Source organism: Streptococcus oralis SK610 (assembly GCF_000257455.1).
GTDB classification, from domain to species: Bacteria; Bacillota; Bacilli; order Lactobacillales; family Streptococcaceae; genus Streptococcus; species Streptococcus oralis_CB.
Genome location: NZ_AJKQ01000008.1, coordinates 117214 through 141000, shown reverse-complemented (window position 1 = coordinate 141000; position 23787 = coordinate 117214). Strand labels below are relative to the sequence as shown.

20 protein-coding genes, 1 tRNA gene and 1 pseudogene are annotated in these 23787 nt (G+C 41.2%); 19 read left to right on the top strand and 3 right to left on the bottom strand.

Translation table 11 applies throughout. The features are described 5' to 3' along the window. Positions 1–33: 33 nt before the first annotated feature. The 17 genes and pseudogenes from HMPREF1115_RS05385 to HMPREF1115_RS05305 all read left to right on the top strand — a co-directional run bounded on the left by HMPREF1115_RS05385 (position 34) and on the right by HMPREF1115_RS05305 (position 19204). On the top strand, positions 34–690 hold the full coding sequence (locus HMPREF1115_RS05385; RefSeq protein WP_000461571.1) for an MmcQ/YjbR family DNA-binding protein: 657 nt from the start codon (positions 34–36) through the stop codon (positions 688–690). 314 nt (positions 691–1004) lie between these two features. Then, on the top strand, positions 1005–2567 hold the full coding sequence (locus tag HMPREF1115_RS05380) for a 2-isopropylmalate synthase (protein WP_001233218.1): 1563 nt from the start codon (positions 1005–1007) through the stop codon (positions 2565–2567). A gap of 11 nt (positions 2568–2578) precedes the next feature. Beyond that, the gene (gene leuB / locus HMPREF1115_RS05375; protein ID WP_000162507.1) at positions 2579–3616 is read left to right on the top strand and encodes a 3-isopropylmalate dehydrogenase; all 1038 of its coding nucleotides are present in this window, start codon (positions 2579–2581) and stop codon (positions 3614–3616) included. Continuing rightward, positions 3613–3882, top strand: a complete 270-nt coding sequence (locus HMPREF1115_RS05370; RefSeq protein WP_000700098.1) for a DUF1294 domain-containing protein — start codon at positions 3613–3615, stop codon at positions 3880–3882. The genes leuB and HMPREF1115_RS05370 overlap by 4 nt, the downstream gene beginning before the upstream one ends. 3 nt (positions 3883–3885) lie before the next feature. Beyond that, positions 3886–5268 (top strand): 3-isopropylmalate dehydratase large subunit, encoded by a 1383-nt coding sequence (gene leuC, locus HMPREF1115_RS05365; RefSeq protein WP_000907577.1) that lies wholly within the window; start codon positions 3886–3888, stop codon positions 5266–5268. A gap of 9 nt (positions 5269–5277) precedes the next feature. Continuing rightward, complete coding sequence (leuD, locus tag HMPREF1115_RS05360; RefSeq protein WP_000410640.1) at positions 5278–5871, top strand: 3-isopropylmalate dehydratase small subunit; 594 nt, start codon at positions 5278–5280, stop codon at positions 5869–5871. 27 nt (positions 5872–5898) lie between these two features. Then, on the top strand, positions 5899–6678 hold the full coding sequence (locus HMPREF1115_RS05355) for an L-threonylcarbamoyladenylate synthase (protein WP_000160499.1): 780 nt from the start codon (positions 5899–5901) through the stop codon (positions 6676–6678). 172 nt (positions 6679–6850) lie between these two features. Then, a complete protein-coding gene (locus HMPREF1115_RS05350; RefSeq protein WP_000389724.1) occupies positions 6851–8503 on the top strand; it encodes an AAA family ATPase in 1653 nt (550 codons plus the stop codon). Then, on the top strand, positions 8487–9806 hold the full coding sequence (locus HMPREF1115_RS05345; RefSeq protein WP_080569218.1) for an McrC family protein: 1320 nt from the start codon (positions 8487–8489) through the stop codon (positions 9804–9806). Before HMPREF1115_RS05350 ends, HMPREF1115_RS05345 begins: the two co-directional genes overlap by 17 nt. 168 nt (positions 9807–9974) lie before the next feature. Further along, positions 9975–10961, top strand: coding sequence for a GMP reductase (locus tag HMPREF1115_RS05340; RefSeq protein ID WP_000931163.1), 987 nt, complete (start codon positions 9975–9977; stop codon positions 10959–10961). 67 nt (positions 10962–11028) lie between these two features. Beyond that, positions 11029–11100 (top strand) — tRNA-Arg (locus tag HMPREF1115_RS05335). A gap of 183 nt (positions 11101–11283) precedes the next feature. Beyond that, positions 11284–11982, top strand: a complete 699-nt coding sequence (gene rnc / locus HMPREF1115_RS05330) for a ribonuclease III (RefSeq protein WP_000661478.1) — start codon at positions 11284–11286, stop codon at positions 11980–11982. After that, positions 11973–15512: a chromosome segregation protein SMC gene (gene smc / locus HMPREF1115_RS05325; protein WP_000280908.1), complete on the top strand. Its 3540-nt coding sequence runs from the start codon at positions 11973–11975 to the stop codon at positions 15510–15512. The genes rnc and smc overlap by 10 nt, the downstream gene beginning before the upstream one ends. Before the next feature lie 143 nt (positions 15513–15655). After that, positions 15656–16606 (top strand): bifunctional riboflavin kinase/FAD synthetase, encoded by a 951-nt coding sequence (locus HMPREF1115_RS05320; protein WP_000633652.1) that lies wholly within the window; start codon positions 15656–15658, stop codon positions 16604–16606. Between the two features lie 134 nt (positions 16607–16740). Continuing rightward, a complete protein-coding gene (locus HMPREF1115_RS05315) occupies positions 16741–17514 on the top strand; it encodes a nucleotidyltransferase domain-containing protein (RefSeq protein ID WP_001194454.1) in 774 nt (257 codons plus the stop codon). 8 nt (positions 17515–17522) lie between these two features. After that, a pseudogene (locus HMPREF1115_RS12070) lies at positions 17523–18575 on the top strand (hypothetical protein). A gap of 17 nt (positions 18576–18592) precedes the next feature. Next, positions 18593–19204 carry a tetratricopeptide repeat protein gene (locus HMPREF1115_RS05305; protein ID WP_001030549.1) on the top strand — a complete coding sequence of 204 codons (612 nt, stop codon included), beginning with the start codon at positions 18593–18595 and terminating at the stop codon, positions 19202–19204. 20 nt (positions 19205–19224) lie between these two features. Here the strand turns inward: HMPREF1115_RS05305 and HMPREF1115_RS05300 are convergent, their stop codons facing one another. The 3 genes from HMPREF1115_RS05300 to HMPREF1115_RS12335 are packed head-to-tail and all read right to left on the bottom strand — an operon-like array spanning position 19225 to position 21074. Beyond that, positions 19225–20040, bottom strand: a complete 816-nt coding sequence (locus HMPREF1115_RS05300; RefSeq protein ID WP_000617743.1) for a TIGR03943 family putative permease subunit — start codon at positions 20038–20040, stop codon at positions 19225–19227. Continuing rightward, a complete protein-coding gene (locus HMPREF1115_RS05295; RefSeq protein WP_000151877.1) occupies positions 20037–20942 on the bottom strand; it encodes a permease in 906 nt (301 codons plus the stop codon). Before HMPREF1115_RS05295 ends, HMPREF1115_RS05300 begins: the two co-directional genes overlap by 4 nt. Continuing rightward, positions 20943–21074 carry an SPJ_0845 family protein gene (locus HMPREF1115_RS12335; protein ID WP_000268696.1) on the bottom strand — a complete coding sequence of 44 codons (132 nt, stop codon included), beginning with the start codon at positions 21072–21074 and terminating at the stop codon, positions 20943–20945. Between the two features lie 130 nt (positions 21075–21204). Between HMPREF1115_RS12335 and HMPREF1115_RS05285 the strand changes: the two genes are divergently transcribed. Then, on the top strand, positions 21205–23334 hold the full coding sequence (locus HMPREF1115_RS05285) for a Tex family protein (RefSeq protein ID WP_000359162.1): 2130 nt from the start codon (positions 21205–21207) through the stop codon (positions 23332–23334). Further along, positions 23321–23764, top strand: coding sequence for a SprT family protein (locus tag HMPREF1115_RS05280; protein ID WP_000778612.1), 444 nt, complete (start codon positions 23321–23323; stop codon positions 23762–23764). The genes HMPREF1115_RS05285 and HMPREF1115_RS05280 overlap by 14 nt, the downstream gene beginning before the upstream one ends. The last annotated feature ends 23 nt before the right edge of the window (positions 23765–23787 follow it).

Genomic DNA, 23787 nt, shown 5'->3' with positions numbered 1-23787 from the left:
GGAACTGCTAGCTTTTGGTAGCAGTTTTCACTTATGTTTGAAATTTTTAAATCCTATCAGTTTAATAAAGAAAAAGCTTCTGCCTATGGTTTTGTAGAAAATGGAGAAGTCTGGACCTATAGTTGCCAGATTTTGCAGGGTGAATTTTTCATGATACTCTCCATCACTCCTGATAATGTGAGTTTTCTTGTCTTTGACCAGGAAACGGGAGATCTCTATCCCCAGGTACATATGGAAAGTATGAGGGGAAGTTTTGTCGGAAGTGTCCGTGAGGCTTGTTTGGAGATTCTTTACCAGGTTCGGAAGGCTTGCTTTGATGTACAGGATTTTATCTGTCCTCAGACTAAGCGTATCATGGCTCAAGTTCAGGAAAAGTATGGTAATCAGTTGGAGTATCTTTGGGAAAAGTCGCCTGATACAGCTGTATTACGCCATGAAGGTAATCAAAAGTGGTATGCTGTTTTAATGAGAATTCCTTGGGATAAGCTGGAAAAGGGGAGAGAAGGGCTAGTCGAAGCAGTCAACCTCAAACACGACCAAGTAGCTGACTTGCTTTCAAAAAGGGGCATTTATCCAGCCTTTCATATGAACAAACGCTACTGGCTTAGTCTGGCGCTTGATGATAGTTTGCAAGATGAAGAAGCATTAGAACTCATCGAAAGAAGTTGGAACTTGACTGTGAAAAAATAAGGAAAGTTACTTGATTTTTCAAATACTTTCAATTAGCAAAATATTCTTTACTGAAGAAATTTTCAGAAAATATTGGATTTTTTCTTGACAAGAGATTTTTCCTATGCTAAAATACTTAACAAGACATCAAACGAAGGAGAAAGTCAAACATGAAAACAGCTAAGTTTAATCAATTTGCTTTGTTGTTGAGGTACTCGGGCTAGTGCAAAAGCATTAGTCCTGTTTGGCTTACCAAGCGGGAGTAAATCAACATCTCGCTTGGGCTTCTGAGCGAGATGTTTTTTTAAAACCACATTTGGAAAAGGGGAAATCTTATGCGTAAAGTTGAATTTTTTGATACAAGCCTTCGTGATGGGGAACAAACACCTGGTGTTAACTTCTCAATAAAGGAAAAAGTTTCCATTGCAAGACAGCTGGAGAAATGGGGAATTTCTGTAATTGAAGCTGGTTTTCCGGCTGCTAGTCCAGATTCATTTATAGCCGTTCAAAAAATTGCTAGAGCCATGAAAAAAACAGCAGTGACAGGATTAGCTCGTTCTGTAAAATCTGATATTGATGCTTGTTATGAGGCTCTTAAGGATGCCAAGTATCCACAAATTCATGTCTTTATCGCTACCAGTCCGATTCATCGCAAGTATAAGCTCAATAAGAGTAAGGAAGAGATTTTAGAAGCTATCAAGGAGCATGTTTCTTATGCACGTTCTAAGTTTGAAATCGTCGAGTTCTCTCCTGAAGATGCGACTAGAACAGAGTTGGATTTCCTCTTACAAGTCGTTCAAACAGCGGTCGATGCAGGTGCATCTTATATCAATATCCCTGACACAGTTGGCTTTACGACTCCAGAAGAGTTTGCACGCATCTTTGATCACTTGACTGAAAATATTAAATCAGATCATAAAGTTGTCTTTGGTGTCCACTGTCACGATGATCTCGGTATGGCAACTGCAAATACTTTGACAGCAATTAAACACGGTGCTGGACGTGTCCAGGGAACTATTAATGGCATCGGTGAACGCGCAGGTAATGTTGCTCTTGAAGAAGTAGCTGTTGCTTTGAAGATTCGTGAGGATTTCTTCCAAGCCACTAGTGATATTGTTTTGGATGAAACAATGAATACGTCTGAAATGGTTTCTCGCTTTTCTGGTATTCCAGTTCCTAAAAACAAGGCTGTCGTTGGTGGCAATGCCTTCTCTCACGAGTCTGGTATTCACCAAGATGGAGTCCTTAAAAATCCTCTCACTTATGAGATCATCACACCTGAATTGGTCGGTGTTAAGAGCAATAGTCTTCCGCTTGGTAAATTGTCAGGTCGCCATGCCTTTGTTGAAAAACTAAGAGAACTGGCCCTAGATTTTACAGAAGAGGATATCAAACCACTCTTCGCTAAGTTCAAGGCACTGGCAGATAAGAAACAAGAAATCACAGATGCAGATATTCGAGCTCTGGTCGCTGGCACCATGGTTGAAAATCCAGAAGGCTTCCATTTTGATGATTTACAACTTCAAACTCATGCAGACAATGACATTGAAGCCCTCGTTAGCCTAGCTAATATGGATGGTGAAAAAGTCGAATTTAATGCGACAGGGCAAGGTTCCGTTGAAGCAATCTTTAACGCTATCGATAAGTTCTTTAACCAATCTGTCCGCTTGGTGTCCTATACTATTGACGCGGTAACAGATGGAATCGATGCCCAAGCTCGGGTTTTGGTCACTGTTGAAAACAGAGATACCGAAACCATCTTTAATGCAGCAGGACTCGATTTTGATGTACTGAAAGCTTCGGCTATTGCTTATATCAATGCCAATACTTTTGTTCAAAAAGAGAATGCTGGTGAGATGGGGCGTAGCGTTTCCTACCGAGACATGCCTAGTGTGTAAAGGAGAAGGCTATGACAAAGAAAATAGTAGCTTTAGCAGGGGATGGAATCGGTCCAGAAATCATGGAAGCTGGTTTAGCAGTTCTGGAAGCTCTAGCTTCAAAAACAGGTTTTGACTATGAGATAGATAGATGCCCCTTTGGAGGTGTAGGTATTGATGCTGTGGGGCATCCCTTACCTGATGAAACCCTCAAGTCATGTAGAGAAGCAGATGCTATTCTCCTAGCAGCTATCGGTAGTCCCCAGTATGATGGAGCAGCGATTCGGCCTGAACAAGGCTTGCTGGCTCTTCGTAAGGAACTCAATCTCTATGCTAATATTCGCCCCGTAAAAATCTTTGACAGTCTCAAGCATTTGTCACCACTTAAACCAGAACGAATTGCTGGTGTAGACTTTGTCGTGGTGCGTGAGTTGACAGGTGGGATTTACTTTGGAGATCATATTCTTGAAGAGCGAAAAGCGCGTGATATCAATGACTACAGCTATGAGGAAGTAGAGCGGATTCTTCGCAAGGCATTTGAAATCGCAAGAAATCGCAGAAAAATCGTTACCAGTATTGATAAACAAAATGTTCTGGCAACCTCTAAACTCTGGCGGAGAGTAGCTGAGGAAGTCGCGCAGGATTTCCCAGATGTAACCTTGGAGCACCAGTTGGTGGACTCAGCTGCCATGCTCATGATTACCAATCCTGCTAAGTTTGATGTCATCGTGACAGAGAATCTTTTCGGAGATATCTTATCTGATGAATCGAGTGTTCTATCAGGCACACTTGGTGTCATGCCATCAGCTAGTCATTCTGAAAAAGGTCCAAGTCTTTATGAGCCTATTCATGGTTCGGCACCTGATATTGCAGGTCAAGGAATTGCCAACCCTATCTCCATGATTTTGTCAGTTGCCATGATGTTGAGAGATAGCTTTGGACGTTATGAGGATGCGGAGCGTATCGAACATGCTGTTGAGAACAGTTTGGCAGCAGGTGTTTTAACAAGAGATATTGGAGGAAAGGCTTCGACCAAGGAAATGACAGAAGCCATCATTGAAAGATTATGAAGATAAATGAAGGAATCACGCTTGTCCTCTTGATTTGGAATTTGCTGGTTTTCTTGATTTATGGCATTGACAAATCCAAGGCAAGAAGAGGTGCTTGGCGCATCCCAGAGAAAATCTTACTCATTTTGGCTCTTACTTGTGGTGGTTTTGGTGCCTGGTTGGCAGGAATCAGCTTTCACCACAAGACTAGAAAATGGTATTTTAAAACAGTTTGGTTTCTCGGGATGGTAACCACACTAGTAGCCTTATATTTTATTTGGAGGTAATGGATGGCAGGAAAATCGATTTTTGATAAATTATGGGATCGCCATGTCATCACAGGAGAAGAAGGTCAACCCCAACTCATGTATGTGGACCAGCACTATATTCATGAAGTGACTAGTCCCCAAGCTTTTCAAGGATTACGAGATGCAGGTCGCAGATTGAGACGGCCCGACTTGACATTTGGAACCTTTGACCACAATGTACCAACGGTCAATATCTACGATATTCGAGATGTGATTTCTAAGGCTCAAATTGATAAGCTTGCTGAAAATGTTGAGGAGTTTGGGATTGAACATGCGGCCCACGGTTCTGAAAAACAAGGTATCGTTCACATGGTTGGACCAGAAACAGGGCGGACGCAACCAGGAAAATTCATCGTCTGTGGAGATAGCCACACAGCTACTCACGGAGCTTTCGGAGCTATCGCTTTTGGGATTGGGACCAGTGAGGTCGAGCATGTCTTTGCTACCCAGACACTCTGGCAAGTTAAACCCAAGAAAATGTTGGTTGAATTCACTGGAGTTCCTCAAAAAGGAGTTTATTCTAAGGATTACATTCTCGCCTTAATTGCCAAGTACGGCGTTGCTTGTGGTGTAGGATATGTGGTGGAATATCGTGGGCAAGCGATTGATACTCTAACCATGGAAGAGAGAATGACTATCTGCAATATGTCCATCGAGTTTGGCTCTAAGATGGGAATCATGAATCCGGATCAGACGACTTATGACTATCTCAAGGGACGAGAATGTGTTCCAGAAGCTTTCGAAGAAGCTGTTACCGACTGGAAGACCCTTGTCAGCGATGAGGATGCTGTTTATGATAAGGTTATCCGGATGGATGTCTCAGACTTGGCTCCTATGGTGACCTGGGGAACCAATCCAGCTATGGGCGTTGACTTTGACAGTAGTTTTCCAGAAATTAAGGATATGAATGATGAACGAGCATATCATTACATGGACTTGGAGCCTGGTCAAAAGCCAGCGGATATTGAGCTAGGCTATATCTTTATCGGGTCTTGTACCAATGCTCGTCTCAGCGACTTGCAACTGGCTGCGCGATTTGTCAAAGGGAAGAAAATAGCTCCCAATCTAACAGCAATTGTAGTTCCGGGCTCTCGTCCTGTGAAACGAGCTGCGGAGAAGTTGGGTTTGGATAAGGTTTTCTTAGACGCTGGCTTTGAGTGGAGAGACCCAGGTTGCTCTATGTGCCTGGGGATGAATCCCGACAAGGTACCTGATGGTGTTCACTGTGCTTCAACCAGTAACCGCAACTTTGAAGATAGACAAGGATTTGGCGCTAAGACCCATCTTTGCAGTCCAGCCATGGCAGCTGCGGCAGCTATCGCAGGGCGCTTCGTAGATGTTCGGAAAATGCCAGAGGCCCAGTAAGGAGAGGATATGGAGAAATTTACAGTTTATACGGGAACGACCGTTCCTCTTATGAATGATAACATTGATACTGACCAAATCCTTCCCAAGCAGTTTCTCAAGTTAATTGATAAGAAAGGCTTTGGTAAGTACCTCATGTATGCTTGGCGTTATCTGGACGATAACTACACTGAGGATCCAGACTTTGTCTTTAACCGACCTGAATATCGAAAAGCTAGTATTCTCATCTCAGGGGATAACTTTGGGGCAGGTTCTTCCAGAGAACACGCAGCTTGGGCTCTAGCCGACTATGGTTTTAAGGTCGTGATTGCAGGATCTTTCGGGGACATTCATTACAATAATGAACTCAATAATGGCATGTTGCCTATTGTTCAGCCTAGGGAGGTTAGAGAAAAGCTAGCCCAACTCAAACCGACCGACCAGGTAACTGTAGACTTGGAACAACAAAAAATCATCTCACCAGTTGGAGAATTCACTTTTGAAATCGATAGCGAGTGGAAACACAAGCTTTTAAATGGTTTGGATGATATCGGTATTACTTTGCAGTATGAAGACTTGATTGCTGCTTATGAAAAACAACGACCGGCCTACTGGCAGGATTAGAAAAAATAGAAAAGGAAATATAGAATTATGACAAAACACATTCAATGGAACGGAACACTTTCACAAGAAGGATATGACATTTTAAAAGGTGAGGGAGGATGTATCGTTTGCCCTACAAAAGTTGGTTACATTATCATGACCAGCGATAAGGCAGGACTTGAACGTAAGTTTGAAGCTAAAGATCGTAACCGTAACAAACCTGGTGTTGTCCTCTGTGGTAGCATGGATGAGCTTCGCGCTTTAGCACAACTCAATCCAGAAATTGAAGCCTTCTACCAAAAACATTGGGATGAAGATATTCTCCTCGGTTGTATCCTTCCATGGAAACCAGAAGCCTTTGAGAAATTGAAAGCATACGGTGATGGTCGTGAAGAGCTGATGACTGATGTGCGTGGAACAAGCTGTTTTGTTATCAAATTCGGGAAAGCAGGAGAACAGTTGGCTGCTAAACTTTGGGAAGAAGGCAAGATGGTATACGCCTCATCAGCTAACCCATCTGGAAAAGGAAACCGTGGTAAGGTGGAAGGAATCGGAGAACGAATCGAAGGAGCAGTGGATCTTGTCATCGAAGCTGACGATTATGTAGCATCCATCCAACCTGACAAAACCATTGAAACTCGCTACGAGCAAGGTGTGATGGTGTCTATGGTTGATAAAGATGGTAAACTCATCCCAGAACAAGGAGGAGACCGTTCAATCTCACCAGCACCAGTTGTTATCCGCAAAGGGCTTGACATTGATAAAATCATGATGCACCTGTCAGATACCTTTAACTCATGGGACTACCGTCAGGGTGAATATTACTAAGATAAAAAAAGAAGTCTAGTGTTATGAGATATTTAAGCTCCTAACACTGGGCTTTTTGTTTGGAAATTCTTTTCTTTTTCTATAGGATATGATATTCTATATATAAAATATATGTTTATAGAAATTAATCAATTAAATTTAACAGCCTATAATGTGAAACAGGAGCTATAAAATGGAAGATAAAGTAAATTATTGGATGATAGTTGCAGGTCGTGGTGGCAATGTCTGGTCCTTATTTAAAGAAGAGAATATAGCTTGCATAGATTTTGATTCTAATTTGTCTAGTATTCTAGATTATAAAAATCCTCAAGAATTGAATCAGGGAAAACAGAGAGATAAATTTATTTGGAAATTTGCTCATGACATAAAAAAAGATGATTACATAATAGCTACCACAGGATTTAAGAAAATTTTAGGAATTGGTCAATGTGTGAAACCTTATTATTTTGATGAAACAAAATCAAAGTTTAAACATTGTATTGGTGTTAATTGGTTGAAAGTAGATGGTGGATGGGAATACCAAGGTACAAAAGGTGCAAGACAAACCATCAACTGGGACAGAAACAAGGAACGTATCAATTTATATAAATCCATTCTAAATGGCACATACAGAAAAAATATAGAGAAAGTTGTTATGAATAAAAATATTAACGATTATTTAGATATATTAAGAAAATCCAAAAACCTTATCCTTCGAGGTGCACCTGGTACAGGAAAAACACACCTTGCTATTGATATTGCAAACGAATTAACAGATGGCAACAAAGACCAAATTGAATTTGTACAATTTCACCCATCTTATGACTATACGGATTTTGTGGAGGGTTTAAGACCAGTATCAAATGGGGATGGAGCTATTGAGTTTAGGCTAGAAGATGGTATCTTTAAGAAGTTTTGTCAGAAGGCTAAAGAAGCTCAGAAAACTGGAGGACAAGATAATTTTGAGGAAGCGTGGGATCTTTATCTTGAATATGTAAATAGCAGAGATGAAAAAGAATATTTGACAGAATTTTCCTATCTCACAGTAAATAGTCGAAATAATTTTAATATCAATTATGAAACTAAAGCCCAAGGAACTTGCTTAACAAAATCTTATGTTTATGAACTCTATAAAGATGAAAAATATCTGAAACAGCCCTATTATCGTAATCAAGGAAAAAAAGTCCTAGAAACTTTAAAGAAAAGATTTGGTCTGAAAGATTATATTTCTCCAACAGAAATTGACACAGACAAGAAATTCGTCTTCATCATTGATGAAATCAATCGTGGGGAGATTTCTAAGATTTTTGGCGAACTCTTTTTCTCTATCGACCCTGGTTATCGTGGTGAAAGCGGGAGTGTTTCCACCCAATATGCAAATCTACACGAAACTGATGAAAAGTTTTATATCCCCGAAAATGTTTACATCATCGGAACAATGAATGATATTGATCGTTCAGTGGATACCTTTGATTTTGCTATGCGTCGTCGTTTCCGTTTTGTTGAAGTTACTGCTGAAAGTCAAGTTGGCATGTTGGATAAAGAGCTGAATATCCATTCAGAAGAAGCAAAAATTCGTCTAAGAAACTTGAATACTGCTATAGAAAACGTTCAGGAATTAAACAGTCATTATCATATTGGACCAAGTTACTTCCTTAAGTTGCAGGAAGTAGATTTTGATTATGAATTGCTCTGGTCTGATTATATTAAACCGGTACTAGAAGACTACTTACGTGGTTCTTATGAAGAAGATGAAACTCTGCAAACATTGAAAAAAGCATTTGATCTGACAAATAAAGAGCAAACAGAACCCCAAGATACTGGTGATAATGATGCGGATAACTGATAATCAGCATAGAATTGCTAAAGAAGACTTTGTCGCAGAATATCCCAAACTAAGTCAAGCCCTTCTTGATAGAACACTGGATAACCTTTCTAAAGAGGACAATATCTTTATTTTTCCAAATGATTTGACTCATACTCCTGATTTGGATAAGGATCAAAAGATTTTGGAAACAGTCAATCAGGAAATTAAGACTGGAAATGTGATTGGTTTTCTGGGGTGTGGTCAGGAAAGATTGACGATTTCCTCTCGTTTTTCTGATGAAAGTAACGACCATTTTTTGCATTATCTTTTACAAAAGGTTCTCAATATTAATCTGACTAGTTTAGACATCGGTCTATCTCAAGAGGATAAACTCTATCAGCTTTTGATTTACCTCTTTCCCAAATATCTGCAAGCTGCTCTCAGAAAAGGTCTTTATAAGGAATACCAGCGATTTTCCCATAACGATAGTCATGTGAAGGGCATACTAGATGTTGGAAATCATCTGAAAAAAAATCTCCCTTTTATGGGAAATGTTGCCTACACAACGAGAGAGTTCACCTATGATAATCCACTCATGCAGTTGATCCGTCACACTATTGAATACATTAAAAACCAGAAAGGCATTGGTCAAGGGGTATTTGATAATCTCTTAACTAGTCGTGAAAATGTATCTGAAATCGTGCGTGTAACGCCCTCTTATAAACTAGTTGATCGAGCCAAGATTATTCGGGGTAATCAATCTAAACCTGTACGTCATGCATACTTTCACGAGTACATAAAGTTACAAGAACTTTGTCTGATGATTCTAAACCAAGAAAAGCACGGTTTAGGGTATCAGGAACAAAAAATTCATGGTATTCTTTTCGATGTTTCCTGGCTCTGGGAAGAGTATATTTACACCCTGTTGCCAAAAGATTTCATCCATCCACGAAATAAGGTTAAGACGGACGGAATTTCAGTATTTTCTAATCGTGAAAGAAAAGTATTTCCAGATTTTTATCATAAAGAGTTAAAAATAGTTCTAGATACAAAATATAAAAAACTGGAGTTTACTGAAAAAGGGATCAATCGCGAGGACTTGTTCCAGTTGATTTCCTATTCTTATATTTTAGAAGCTGGGAAAGCTGGTCTTGTTTTTCCGAGCAAGCACAAGGTTGTTGATAATGAAATAGGAAAGCTAGCAGGTTATGGAGCTTTGTTGAAGAAATTGTCTATCCAAATCCCTCAGAATGCTTCATCTTATAATGAATTTTGTGAAATGATGGAAAGCTCCGAAGCAATTTTTAAAAGAAATATTGATAAGGAAGTGGGGAGAAACTAATCTCCTCACTTTTTATACTTAAACAAAAAACCGAACATTATTGTTTTATAATTGAAATTATTTGACAAAAACTGTACTTTTGTTTATAATTAATTAAGGAAACGTCGGAAAAAGGCGTAGAGATGCGCAAGCATAGGTAGGTCATTACAAAAGAAACGAGACATCGATATGTTAAATGAATTTCCAATTTTTGATTACGAAGATATTCAGTTGATCCCAAATAAATGTGTCATTAAAAGCCGTGCAGAAGCGGATACAAGTGTCACACTTGGAAATCACACTTTCAAACTACCTGTTGTACCAGCCAATATGCAGACGATTTTGGATGAGAATGTTGCAGAGCAACTGGCTAAAGGCGGATACTTCTACATTATGCACCGTTTTGATGAAGCGGGGCGCATTCCTTTTATCAAGCGCATGCACGATCAAGGGCTCATTGCTTCTATTTCAGTCGGGGTCAAGGATTACGAGTATGATTTCGTTAGCCAACTCAAGGCTGATGCTCCGGAATATATTACGATTGACATTGCTCACGGTCATGCGGATAGCGTGATTTCTATGATTCAACACATCAAGAAAGAATTGCCAGATACTTTTGTCATTGCTGGGAATGTGGGAACACCAGAAGCAGTGCGTGAACTGGAAAATGCCGGTGCGGATGCTACTAAGGTTGGAATCGGTCCTGGTAAGGTTTGTATCACCAAGGTCAAGACTGGTTTTGGTACAGGTGGCTGGCAGTTGGCTGCCCTTCGCTGGTGTGCTAAGGCTGCTCGCAAACCGATTATCGCTGATGGTGGGATTCGTACTCATGGCGATATTGCCAAATCTATCCGTTTCGGTGCTAGCATGGTCATGATCGGTTCCCTATTTGCAGGACATATCGAAAGCCCGGGGAAAACGATCGAAGTTGATGGGGAACAGTTCAAAGAATACTATGGTTCAGCTTCTCAATACCAAAAGGGAGCATATAAAAATGTGGAAGGTAAGCGCATCTTACTGCCTGCCAAAGGACACTTGCAAGATACCCTTACTGAGATGGAGCAGGACTTGCAAAGTGCCATTTCCTACGCAGGTGGACGAAAAGTTGCCGACCTTAAACATGTTGATTATGTTATCGTGAAAAACTCTATCTGGAACGGGGATGCATCTCACTAAGAGACACTTAGTCCACCAATAAAAAACTTGTTATTAGAGCAAATTTCTGTTATAATAAGACAAGTTTCCACCCTTAGTGTAATGGATATCACGTAAGATTCCGGTTCTTGAGATGGGGGTTCGATTCCCTCAGGGTGGATGTGAAAAGCCTATGAAAGCCTTAAATAAGGCTTTTTTCTTTATCTCGCCCCAAGTTTTCCCCTAAAAATGAAAAGTTTGTTCTAAAAAATGCTCAAATCCCCTCTAGTCCCGTTTTAAAGTGACTCAGGGGGCTTTTTTTGTTATAATAAAAGAGACTGTTATCAGTTAGAAAGAGGTTGGTATGAAAGAATTACAAACTGTACTAAAGAAGCGTTTTGCAATCGAATTTGCAGACAAAAATTTACTGGAAACGGCCTTTACTCATACGAGTTATGCCAATGAGCACCGCCTCTTAAAAATTTCACACAATGAGCGCTTGGAATTTTTAGGAGACGCTGTTCTGCAATTATTGATTTCAGAATATCTTTATAAAAAATATCCTAGGAAACCAGAGGGAGATTTGTCTAAACTCCGTGCTATGATTGTCCGTGAGGAGAGTTTGGCTGGTTTTGCGCGTGATTGCCAGTTTGATCAGTTTATCAAGCTGGGTAAGGGGGAAGAAAAGTCTGGTGGTCGCAATCGTGACACCATTCTTGGAGATGCCTTTGAAGCTTTTCTGGGGGCTTTGCTTTTGGACAAGGATGTGGCTAAGGTAAAAGAGTTTATCTATCAGGTCATGATTCCCAAGGTTGAAGCAGGTGACTTTGAAATGATTAAGGATTACAAGACACATCTGCAAGAGTTGCTCCAAGTCAATGGAGATGTGGATATTCGCTACCAGGTGACATCTGAAACGGGACCTGCCCATGACAAGGTTTTTGATGTAGAAGTTCTAGTTGAGGGCAAGAGTATCGGAAAAGGTCAAGGCCGTTCTAAAAAATTGGCAGAGCAAGAGGCCGCAAAAAATGCAGTTGAGAAAGGGCTGGATTCATGTATTTAAAGGAAATTGAGATTCAGGGATTCAAGTCCTTCGCTGACAAGACCAAGGTCGTTTTTGACCAAGGTGTGACTGCTGTCGTTGGGCCCAATGGTTCTGGGAAGTCAAATATTACAGAAAGTTTGCGATGGGCCTTGGGGGAGTCTAGTGTCAAGAGCCTTCGTGGTGGCAAGATGCCTGACGTTATCTTTGCTGGGACCGAAAGTCGTAAGCCGCTCAATTATGCCTCTGTTGTCGTGACCTTAGACAATGAAGATGGCTTTATCAAGGATGCAGGGCAAGTCATTAAGGTAGAACGCCATATCTATCGTAGTGGTGATAGCGAGTATCGAATTGATGGCAAAAAAGTCCGTCTTCGTGATGTACATGACCTCTTCTTGGATACGGGATTGGGACGCGATTCCTTCTCTATTATTTCCCAAGGGAAGGTTGAGGAAATTTTTAACTCCAAGCCTGAAGAACGTCGAGCTATTTTCGAAGAAGCTGCTGGAGTTTTGAAATACAAGACTCGTCGAAAAGAAACAGAAAGCAAACTGCAACAAACTCAAGACAATCTAGACCGGCTTGAAGACATTATCTACGAGTTGGACAATCAAATCAAGCCTCTTGCAAAACAAGCCGAGAATGCTCGTAAGTTTCTAGACCTGGATGGTCAACGCAAGGCGATTTACTTGGATGTTTTGGTCGCTCAGATTAAGGAAAACAAGGCTGAACTAGAGCTGACGGAAGAAGAACTAACTCAGGTTCAGGAACTTTTGACTAGCTATTACCAAAAGCGTCAAGAGTTAGAAGAAGAAAATCAAAGTCTTAAAAAGAAACGCCAAGATCTCCAAGCTCAAATGTCCAAAGACCAAGTTAGTTTGATGGATCTGACGAATCTGATAAGTGATTTAGAACGAAAATTAGCCCTATCTAAACTGGAGTCAGAGCAGGTAGCCCTCAATCAACAAGAAGCACAAGCCCGTTTGACTGTTTTGGAAGATAAGAGAAAGACTCTAAGTACAGAGAAGGCTGAAAAAGAAGTAAATTTGGCACAGTTAGAGGAAAATCTAGCTGAAAACAACAAAGAACTCAATCATCTAGAGGCAGAATTGCTAGCTTTTTCAGATGATCCTGACCAGATGATCGAGCTCTTGCGTGAACGCTTTGTCGCTCTTTTACAAGAAGAAGCGGATGTCTCAAACCAACTGACTCGCATCGAGAATGAACTAGAGAACAGCCGTCAGTTATCTCAAAAACAGGCAGATCAAGTTGAGAAACTGAAAGAACAACTGGCTACAGCTAAAGAGAAGGCTGGTCAGCAAGAGGCCGAGCTTGAAACTGCCAAGGAGCAGGTTCAGAAATTATTGGCTGACTACCAAGCTAGTGCCAAGGAGCAAGAAGAACAAAAAACCTCTTATCAAGCCCAGCAGAGCCAACTATTTGACCGTCTGGATAGTCTCAAAAACAAGCAGGCTAGAGCCCAGAGTTTAGAGAATATCCTTAGAAATCATAGCAACTTTTACGCGGGTGTTAAGAGTGTTCTCCAAGAAAAAGACCGCTTAGGTGGGATTATTGGTGCGGTTAGTGAGCATCTGACTTTTGATGTGCATTATCAAACAGCTCTTGAGATTGCGCTAGGAGCCAGTAGTCAGCACATCATCGTAGAAGATGAGAACGCGGCGACTAAGGCTATTGATTTCCTCAAGCGCAACAGAGCCGGTCGTGCGACCTTCCTTCCATTGACAACAATCAAGGATCGTACGATTTCTAGTCAGAATCAAGATGCTATCGCATCAAGTCCAGGCTTTCTTGGAATGGCTGATGAGTTGGTTACTTTTGATACTAGACTAGAAGCCATTTTCAAGAACTTGCTAGCTACGACGGCTATCTTTGATACCGTAGAACATGCGCGTGCCGCTGCTCGCCAAGTTCGCTATCAGGTTCGCATGGTGACACTGGATGGCACAGAGTTGCGTACTGGTGGTTCCTACGCGGGTGGTGCCAATCGTCAAAATAACAGTATCTTCATCAAGCCAGAGCTGGAGCAATTACAAAAAGAAATTACTAAAGAAGAAACTGACTTGCGGTCAGAAGAAGCGACTTTGAAGACCTTGCAAGACGAGATGGCGGTATTGACAGAAAGATTAGAAGCCATCAAATCTCAGGGTGAGCAAGCTCGTATTCAGGAGCAAGGTTTGTACCTTGCTTATCAACAAACCAAGCAGCAGGTCGAAGAACTGGAAACGCTTTGGAAACTTCAAGAAGAGGAATTAAATCGCCTTACTGAAGGAGATTGGCAAGCGGACAAGGAAAAATGCCAAGAGCGCCTTGCTACTATCACCAGTGAAAAGCAAAATCTGGAAGCTGAGATTGAAGAGATTAAGTCTAACAAAAACGCTATTCAAGAACGTTATCAAAACTTGCAGGAACAGATTTCTCAAGCGCGCTTGCTTAAGTCAGAACTGCAAGGACAAAAGCGGTACGAAGTGACTGATATTGAACGCTTAGGCAAGGAACTGGATAATCTGGATATCGAGCAAGAGGAGATTCAGCGTCTCCTCCAAGAAAAGGTTGATAATCTTGAGAAGGTTGATACGGATTTGCTAAGTCAGCAGGTGGAAGAGGCCAAAACTCAGAAAACAAATCTCCAACAAGGTTTGATTCGTAAGCAGTTTGAGTTGGATGATATCGAAGGCCAGCTGGATGATATTGCCAGCCATTTGGATCAGGCTCGTCAGCAGAATGAGGAGTGGATTCGTAAACAAACGCGTGCTGAAGCCAAAAAGGAAAAGGTCAGCGAACGCTTGCGCTATCTACAAGCTCAATTAACTGACCAGTACCAGATCAGCTACACTGAGGCTCTAGAAAAGGCTCATGAACTGGAAAATCTCACTCTGGCAGAGCAAGAGGTTAAAGATCTTGAGAAAGCTATTCGCTCACTCGGTCCAGTCAATTTGGATGCTATTGAACAGTACGAAGAAGTCCACAATCGTTTGGATTTCCTCAATAGCCAACGAGATGATATTTTGTCTGCGAAAAACCTACTCCTTGAGACCATCACAAAGATGAATGATGAGGTTAAGGAACGATTCAAATCAACCTTTGAGGCGATTCGTGAGTCCTTTAAAGTGACATTTAGACAGATGTTTGGCGGTGGTCAGGCAGACTTGATATTGACTGAGGGCGATCTTTTAACTGCTGGTGTGGAGATTTCTGTCCAACCTCCAGGTAAGAAAATCCAGTCTCTCAATCTTATGAGTGGTGGTGAAAAAGCCCTATCAGCCTTGGCCTTGTTGTTCTCCATCATTCGAGTCAAAACTATTCCTTTTGTTATCTTGGACGAGGTAGAGGCAGCGCTGGACGAAGCCAATGTCAAACGTTTTGGGGATTACCTCAACCGCTTTGACAAGGATAGTCAGTTTATCGTCGTAACCCACCGTAAGGGGACGATGGCGGCAGCGGACTCTATCTATGGAGTTACCATGCAAGAATCAGGTGTTTCTAAGATTGTTTCGGTTAAATTAAAAGATTTAGAAGAAACAATAGACTAGTTACCAAATGATAGCATCTCTTAGGAGGTGCTATTTTTTAAAACTAAAGCCCTAAATTTTCTCTTACGGTCAGTTCAGGCGCAAAAAACGACATTTGGGATTTCCTCTTAGCGAAAAGACTTTCTCTATGATATAATAGTTTCATGATTACAACAGTACCTATTAAGAACGAAAAAGATATTGCAGTACCAGGTAATACAGTCCTTGTACTAGGTTATTTTGATGGCATCCACAAGGGGCATCAGAAACTTTTTGAAGTAGCCAGTAAGGCTTCTATGAAGGATTATCTGCCAGTTGTCGTGATGACCTTTACAGAGTCGCCAAAACTTGCCTTGCAACCTTATCAACCTGAGCTTATGCTCCATATCGTCAATCACGAAGAACGGGAGCACAAGATGAAATGGCATGGGGTAGAGGCTCTTTTCTTACTTGACTTTAGTAGCAAATTTGCTAGTTTAACGGGTCAAGAATTCTTTGATACCTATGTTCGAGCTCTAAAACCAGCTATTATCGTAGCAGGATTTGACTATACTTTTGGCTCTGATAAGAAAACTGCGGATGACCTGAAGGATTATTTTGATGGAGAGATCATCATTGTTCCTCCGGTCGAGGATGAAAAGGGCAAGATTAGTTCCACACGGATTCGCCAAGCTATTCTTGATGGAGATGTCAAGGAAGTCAATCATCTGCTCGGCACTCCGCTCCCATCTCGTGGGATGGTTGTTCATGGAAATGCTCGTGGGCGTACTATTGGTTATCCAACAGCCAATCTGGTCCTAAGAGACCGAACTTACATGCCAGCGGACGGTGTTTACGTAGTCGATGTCAAGGTGCAACGTCAGAGATATCGTGGAATGGCGAGCGTTGGCAAAAATGTCACCTTTGATGGAGAAGAACCACGTTTTGAAGTCAATATTTTCGACTTTTCAGATGATATTTACGGTGAGACAGTCATGGTCTACTGGCTGGACCGTGTCCGCGATATGGTCAAATTTGACTCCGTAGAGGAACTGGTAGACCAACTCCAGAAAGACGAAGAGATTGCTCGAAACTGGAAGGATGGAGAATCTGTCATTCATGGGTCTCAGGTATAGAAAATGTCTGAAAAAGCTACTAGGAGGATTAGTTTTTTTTAGTAGTTTTGAAAGTGTGATATAATGCACTTTCAGTCCTCTTAGTTACCTATTTTAGTAACTATTTATGTCCAAATTATAGACGAGGCTTTATTATGCAAACGCAAGAAGAAATGAATGTTCTGGTACCGGAAAAATTAGCAGAAATTGAGCGTGATTTCGATGTCAAAGTTTTGTGGGCTATTGAGTCTGGTAGTCGTGCTTGGGGATTTGAGTCTCCTGATAGTGACTTTGATGTGCGATTTATCTACAAACACAAGCAGGATTTTTATCTCCGTTTGAATGAACAGCGTGATGTTATCGAGCTACCAATTGACGATACTTGGGACGTGAGTGGCTGGGATTTAGACAAGACTTTAAAACTCCTTTATAAGTCTAATCCTACACTGTTTGAATGGTTACAGTCACCAATTGTTTATCAACAAACGGATTTTATTGAGCGCATACGTCCACTTGCCAACCAATATTTTTCTGAGAAGAAAATGCTCCACCATTACTTGAACACTGCTAGAACTCAAATGAATAAGTATCTTTCAGGAGACAAGGTCAAACCTAAAAAGTATTTCTATGCGCTGCGTCCTATTTTGGCCTGTCGTTGGATTGAAAAATACCATTCTGTTCCTCCAATTTTATTTGACGATTTGGTCAAAGAATTGCTTCCTGATGAGATGAAAGAGCATGTGTCAAGATTGCTTGATATCAAGGTAAATGGATCTGAAGGTATGGAAATTGATCCGATAATGCCAATTCAAGATTATATTTTAGCTAACATCCAAGAGTTGGATGCATACGTTCAAAGTGTTAGAGAGGAAAAGAAAGAGTGGAAAGCTCTAAATCAATTTTTCCTTGAAGAATTAGGCCACGACTAAGGTTTTTTATGGGTAAATGGACATGTAAATGTGGGCAAGCAATGAATGACCGCCGAGCGCCCGATCCAAATGCTTATTCAGTTTATTCGGATGAGTTGTTTGAAGAAATCATAAATAAAGCTGACGACCATAATAAAATTTCTTATGATGATATTTCTGAAGCATCATTTTATATGTGGAAGTGCCCCGAGTGTGGCAGTTTCATGGTTTTTGGCGAAGACGGGGAGAGAGAGCGCTTTACTTTTTATGAGCGCCAAGAAGTAGAAAAGGTAGAGCCTCTCTTTGATCCAGATCAAGAGTTAAATCTTGTTGTGGTTGAGTTTCAGGAGGGAGGGAATGGTTATACTTATATCTGTGATGACCCAAATATCCATATAGGACACGCTGTTATTGTCCCAGTCGGGAAGGAAAATACTGAAAAAACTGCTTTAGTTGTATAGAAGTATCATGCCCTACCAAAGGATATCACTTTTCCTGTTGAAAAGTTAAAACGTGTCATTCGTAGGTATTCACATTTCGACCCAATCACTTCGAAAAACGTTTGTAGAAATATAATAAAGCTGGGAAGAATTCTTGATGCTTGCTCCAAAAACGCTAACCCCAACTCTCAGCAAACATATTATAGTATAAAAACTCCTTTAGGATATTTCTGGTTAGAATTAAATGGAGTTCCAATTCCAATGAAAATCACACAGATTCAAGTCAGCGATAAAAAGTACCAAGTTGATAGCGCCCTTTATATTAAGCCTTCAGAGATTAACTGTAGAAGATTCTATGAACTGGAATTATGTGCAGATTTTGATATTGATGCTTCTAGATGGATTGATGTTCTCTCTGATGAAAACGTTTGGGGAAATACTTGGGAACTAAATGGTCTTCAATTTGGTATTACTGCAGGGGAGTCTCCAGAATTTGAAGACGAAGTTGTAGCGAGAAAGTATAGTCGTGTCCCACTTTATTATGACTGGCACCCTGAATTTGAAGATTACTATGGTTTCAGTTTAGCTTGGAAAAAATACGAGTCTGATAGCGATTTGTCAATAGATTTCTATACAACGTAAGATGCAGGAGAAAATGTATGAATAAAGCATGGGATTTATTGTTTGAGGGTAAGATTAATGAGGCTAAAAAATTAGTTGAAGCTGATTTTTTATTGGAAACTTGCACAGATTTTAGTTTGTTAAATTTGATGGGGTATATTTATCTTGAAGAGCAAAATTACAACGAGTGCTTAAGTATCTATCAGCGTTACATTGACTTAGCACGAACTAAAAGTGACCCAGAACATGAACATATAGGCTATCATCAGTTAGCCATGGTTTATCGTGAAATGAATGAATTTCAAACGGCCCTTTTCTATATCGAAAAAGAGCAAAAAATCATTGAAGAAGCTTTTACAGAGGATACCCTCAAATCTTCTGTTAACAATTATGAGCAAGGTTATTTACGATTAAAGCTAGGGAAAGTAGCAGAAGCATTCATGTATATGGAACAGTCCTTAAAACAAGCTTTGCAAACAGATGATTTAATTGCCCAAGCTTGTGCCTATAGAGGTTTAGGAGAGATTGGTTCGATACAAAATCCTGAAGAATCACATGAAAATTTTTTACAAGCTATCGCTCTTTTTGAAAAGGCAGGCGATCAGATTGGTGCTCAAGAGGTTAGAAACTTACTAAATAATAAAAAGTAGCCTTTTCAGGCTACTTTTTATTAAAACACACGATAGACATAAGGATTTTCTGGTTTGTCTACTTTGGTGAAACTCTCAACTTCCAGTGTTGGGAGTTTTTGTTTGAGTTCTTTATGGTAGTGGAGGGTCAGGGTTCCTTTGGCAGTGATCCAAGTATTGTCAGGATACTGGCGCGAGTTTCCCTTGGTCAGGAGTCCATATACACCAGAGTCTGCGATACAGTGGATAATCCCAAAGCGAAAGAGGAATTGGCTATCTGGATGGCTAGGATCGTTATAAACAAAGCCTGTAAACTCGATTTTCTTTCCTTCAAACTCTTGAGGGTAGTCATAGAGAACTTCCATGACCTCCATATAGTTTTCATCAGTGATTTGAATGGTTGGTTGGGTGAGGTATTTGTCAGCTGTAGACCTCATTTCCTTTTCATAAGCAGATTTGGAAAAATAGGTGCTGGTATCGGGTTTGAGGTATTGACTGGATGTTCCTTCGCTTGCCTGAATAGCAGTATCGATTCCCTCAGCAAGTGGGAAATGGTATCCCTTAGCAGACACGGTTCTCGAGTCCAAACTTACTGTCGGAAAGGCAACCCCAATCAACAGAGGTAGTGACAGTAAAAGGAGGCTGATTCGTCTAGCTCGACGACTTTCTAAATGGCTGTGAGAGTTGATTTTCTTGATCCAGATATAGAATTGGACCAGAGCCAACAGAAGAGAAAGGATCATGGAGATATAGACTAGATAGGAATAGTGGAGGTTGATGTAGTGACTGAGCTTGCCAGATAGCTGCAGATACAGAGTTAGAGCAAAATAACCCAGTAAAATGAAAAATCGGATCATAGCATCACTCCTATCATGTAAGAATAAAGCAAGACAAACACTGTCACGATGCCCATGAATTGCAAGATGAAGCGCGCTTTGAGATAGTGTTTCATCATGAGGAGATTTTTGATATCAAGCATGGGGCCAATGACCAGAAAGGCAAGGACTGGCGCTAGGCCGAAGCTCGAGAGGAGAGAAGCGCCGATAAAGGCGTCCGCCTCGCTACAAAGAGAGAGGAGAAAGGCTAGAAACATGAGCAAGAGAATCGCAAGGACTGGACTAGCACTGATAGAGGTCAAGATCCGAGTCGGGACATAGACCTGCACGATAGCCGCAAAGAGACAGCCAAAGACCAAGTAACGCCCCATATCGAAAAACTCATCAATAGCTTGTATAAAGATCTGAAACACTTTTCTAGCGGGACCCAAGTGTGAAAAGTCATGTTCATGGCAAGCGATAGGATTCTCTTTTTGAATGGGTTCCTTCCAGAAAAATCCTAGGAAAATCCCCAGAATCAAAGCAATCACAATAGCTCCCAGAGCTCGCAAGAAGGCAAGTTTTATTGAATTGCCAAAGGCAGAATATGTGGCGAAAAGAACGATAGGATTGATGATGGGAGCAGTCACCAGAAAAGGAACCGCTGTGTAGCTGGGCACTTTCTTTTCCAGAAAACGATTGATAATCGGAACGATACCACATTCGCAAGAAGGAAAGAGAAAGCCAATGAAGGTACCAAAAAAGATCCTCCCCCAACGATTGCGAGGGAGAAACTCATAAACTTTATCAGGTGTGATATAGACCTCAATCAATCCCGAAATGAGACTCCCAATCAAGACAAAAGGAAGGGCTTCAATCATGATGGAGAGAAAAATAGCTCCCGCTTGTAATACACTAGGAGGAAGAGATTGGAAAATCGTCATCTATTTTTTCTTCTCAACTTTTTCTTTTTTATCTTTGTCATCTGGAAAAGTGACTTGTGTTAAGTCAGGAAGTTTTGCGAATTCTTCAAACATCTTGTCCAAGTCATCCGTTTTTGTAAATTTAACAGCCATGGGCCTACCTCTTTTCTACATTCTGCCTCTATTATACTATTATTTTCTTGAAAAGGGATTATTTTGATAATCAAAGAGGTAAAAAAGGGTAGGGCGAAACAAGGGCTGTTCCTTATGGTATAATAGGTATATGGATAAAAAATATGAAAAAATCTCCCAAGATTTGGGTGTAACCTTAAAGCAAATCGATACCGTTCTAAGTTTGACCACTGAAGGAGCGACAATTCCCTTTATCGCCCGTTATCGCAAGGACATGACTGGTAGTCTGGATGAGGTAGCGATTAAGGCCATTATCGACTTGGATAAAAGCCTGACTAATCTCAATGACCGCAAGGAAGCTGTCTTGGCTAAGATTCAAGAACAAGGTAAGCTAACCAAGGAATTGGAAGAAGCTATCTTAGCTGCCGAAAAACTAGCAGATGTAGAAGAACTGTATCTTCCATACAAGGAAAAGCGTCGGACCAAGGCAACCATTGCCCGTGAAGCTGGACTCTTCCCTCTCGCACGCTTGATTTTGCAAAATGTAACTGGCTTAGAAAAAGAAGCTGAGAAGTTTGTCTGTGAAGGATTTGCGACTGGTCAAGAAGCCTTGGCTGGGGCAGTTGATATTTTGGTAGAAGCCTTATCCGAAGATGTCAATCTACGTGCTATGACCTATCAGGAAGTGCTGAGACACTCTAAAATCACTTCGCAGGTCAAGGATGAAAGTCTTGATGAAAAACAAGTTTTTCAGATTTATTATGATTTTTCAGAGACAGTTGGCAATATGCAGGGCTATCGAACCTTAGCCCTCAACCGTGGGGAAAAATTAGGCATCTTGAAAGTTGGTTTTGAACATGCGACGGATCGTATTCTAGCTTTCTTCGCTGCCCGGTTCAAGGTGAAAAATGCCTATATAGATGAAGTTATTCAACAATCTGTTAAGAAAAAGGTCTTGCCTGCTATCGAGCGACGCATTCGGACAGAATTGACTGATAAAGCAGAAGAAGGAGCTATCCAACTTTTTTCTGACAACCTGCGCAATCTCCTCTTGGTTGCTCCACTGAAAGGGCGCGTGGTTTTAGGGTTTGACCCTGCCTTTCGTACAGGTGCCAAGCTAGCCGTTGTTGATGCGACGGGGAAAATGCTGACGACCCAAGTCATCTATCCTGTTAAACCAGCGTCTGCTCGTCAGATTGAAGAAGCAAAGAAAGACTTGGCCGACCTGATCGGTCAATACGGTGTGGAAATCATTGCCATCGGAAACGGAACGGCCAGTCGTGAAAGTGAAGCCTTTGTGGCGGAAGTTCTGAAAGATTTTCTTGAAGTCAGCTATGTTATCGTAAATGAGAGCGGTGCTTCTGTCTACTCTGCTAGCGACCTTGCTCGTCAGGAATTTCCAGAATTAACTGTTGAAAAACGCTCTGCTATCTCAATCGCCCGTCGCTTGCAGGACCCCCTTGCTGAATTGGTCAAAATCGATCCCAAGTCAATCGGTGTCGGTCAATACCAGCACGATGTCAGTCAGAAGAAACTATCTGAGAGTCTGGACTTTGTCGTTGAAACCGTAGTTAACCAAGTCGGTGTCAATGTCAATACAGCCAGCCCAGCTCTTCTTTCCCACGTAGCTGGACTAAATAAAACTATTTCTGAAAATATTGTCAAATACCGTGAAGAAGAGGGAAAAATCACTTCACGCGCTCAAATCAAGAAGGTTCCTCGTCTGGGTGCCAAGGCCTTTGAGCAGGCAGCTGGTTTCCTCCGTATCCCTGAAAGTAGCAATATCCTTGATAATACTGGAGTTCACCCAGAAAACTATGCTGCAGTTAAGGAGCTCTTCAAACGCTTGGATATCAAGGACTTGAATGAAGAAGCTCAAAGCAAACTCAAGTCCCTTTCAGTCAAAGAAATGGCGCAAGAACTAGACCTTGGACCAGAAACCCTTAAAGATATTATTGCCGACCTTCTCAAACCAGGTCGTGATTTCCGTGATTCTTTTGATGCTCCAGTTCTCCGTCAAGATGTCTTGGATATCAAAGACTTAAAAGTCGGCCAGAAGCTGGAAGGTGTGGTGCGTAATGTCGTTGATTTCGGTGCCTTCGTTGATATCGGGATTCACGAGGACGGCTTGATTCATATTTCCCATATGAGTCGTAAATTTATCAAACACCCCAGCCAAGTGGTGTCAGTCGGAGATTTGGTAACGGTCTGGGTTAAGAAAATCGATACTGAACGTGAAAAAGTCAATCTGTCGCTCCTAGCTCCAGATGAAACTAACTGAGTACGTTCAGTCTGTTTCCCTCGAAGACTTTGGTAGACCTTTTACCCACCAAGCCCAGTGGAATTCTCGTCTGCGAACGACAGGTGGACGATTTTTCCCAAAGGATGGGCATTTGGATTTTAATCCTAAGGTTTATAATGAACTAGGTTTGGAAGTCTTTCGTAAAATCGTGCGCCATGAACTCTGTCACTATCACCTTTATTTTCAGAAAAAGGGTTATCGACATAAGGACCGAGATTTTAAAGAACTGTTGAAAGAAGTGGATGGGCTGCGCTTTGTTCCCCCTTTGAAAAAACAAAGTACCTACCTAGTCTATCAGTGTCAATCTTGCCAGCTATCCTATCAACGAAAGAGGAAGATTGACACGAAACGCTATCGCTGTGGCGTCTGCCGTGGTAAACTCGTCATCATAAATCGGCCTAAGGACTGATGTTGATAGTTCTGATTCATGCT

Bases quoted from the DNA above. Each gene is read 5' to 3' on its own strand.
- HMPREF1115_RS05340 (WP_000931163.1), top strand. From the start codon at position 9,975: ATGTTAAATGAATTTCCAATTTTTGATTACGAAGATATTCAGTTGATC.
- HMPREF1115_RS05380 (WP_001233218.1), top strand. From the start codon at position 1,005: ATGCGTAAAGTTGAATTTTTTGATACAAGCCTTCGTGATGGGGAACAA.
- HMPREF1115_RS05370 (WP_000700098.1), top strand. From the start codon at position 3,613: ATGAAGATAAATGAAGGAATCACGCTTGTCCTCTTGATTTGGAATTTG.
- HMPREF1115_RS05385 (WP_000461571.1), top strand. From the start codon at position 34: ATGTTTGAAATTTTTAAATCCTATCAGTTTAATAAAGAAAAAGCTTCT.
- HMPREF1115_RS12335 (WP_000268696.1), bottom strand. From the start codon at position 21,074: ATGGCTGTTAAATTTACAAAAACGGATGACTTGGACAAGATGTTTGAA.
- HMPREF1115_RS05305 (WP_001030549.1), top strand. From the start codon at position 18,593: ATGAATAAAGCATGGGATTTATTGTTTGAGGGTAAGATTAATGAGGCT.
- HMPREF1115_RS05280 (WP_000778612.1), top strand. From the start codon at position 23,321: ATGAAACTAACTGAGTACGTTCAGTCTGTTTCCCTCGAAGACTTTGGT.
- HMPREF1115_RS05285 (WP_000359162.1), top strand. From the start codon at position 21,205: ATGGATAAAAAATATGAAAAAATCTCCCAAGATTTGGGTGTAACCTTA.
- leuB (WP_000162507.1), top strand. From the start codon at position 2,579: ATGACAAAGAAAATAGTAGCTTTAGCAGGGGATGGAATCGGTCCAGAA.
- smc (WP_000280908.1), top strand. From the start codon at position 11,973: ATGTATTTAAAGGAAATTGAGATTCAGGGATTCAAGTCCTTCGCTGAC.
- HMPREF1115_RS05295 (WP_000151877.1), bottom strand. From the start codon at position 20,942: ATGACGATTTTCCAATCTCTTCCTCCTAGTGTATTACAAGCGGGAGCT.
- leuC (WP_000907577.1), top strand. From the start codon at position 3,886: ATGGCAGGAAAATCGATTTTTGATAAATTATGGGATCGCCATGTCATC.
- HMPREF1115_RS05345 (WP_080569218.1), top strand. From the start codon at position 8,487: ATGATGCGGATAACTGATAATCAGCATAGAATTGCTAAAGAAGACTTT.
- rnc (WP_000661478.1), top strand. From the start codon at position 11,284: ATGAAAGAATTACAAACTGTACTAAAGAAGCGTTTTGCAATCGAATTT.
- HMPREF1115_RS05350 (WP_000389724.1), top strand. From the start codon at position 6,851: ATGGAAGATAAAGTAAATTATTGGATGATAGTTGCAGGTCGTGGTGGC.
- HMPREF1115_RS05300 (WP_000617743.1), bottom strand. From the start codon at position 20,040: ATGATCCGATTTTTCATTTTACTGGGTTATTTTGCTCTAACTCTGTAT.
- HMPREF1115_RS05315 (WP_001194454.1), top strand. From the start codon at position 16,741: ATGCAAACGCAAGAAGAAATGAATGTTCTGGTACCGGAAAAATTAGCA.
- HMPREF1115_RS05320 (WP_000633652.1), top strand. From the start codon at position 15,656: ATGATTACAACAGTACCTATTAAGAACGAAAAAGATATTGCAGTACCA.
- HMPREF1115_RS05355 (WP_000160499.1), top strand. From the start codon at position 5,899: ATGACAAAACACATTCAATGGAACGGAACACTTTCACAAGAAGGATAT.
- leuD (WP_000410640.1), top strand. From the start codon at position 5,278: ATGGAGAAATTTACAGTTTATACGGGAACGACCGTTCCTCTTATGAAT.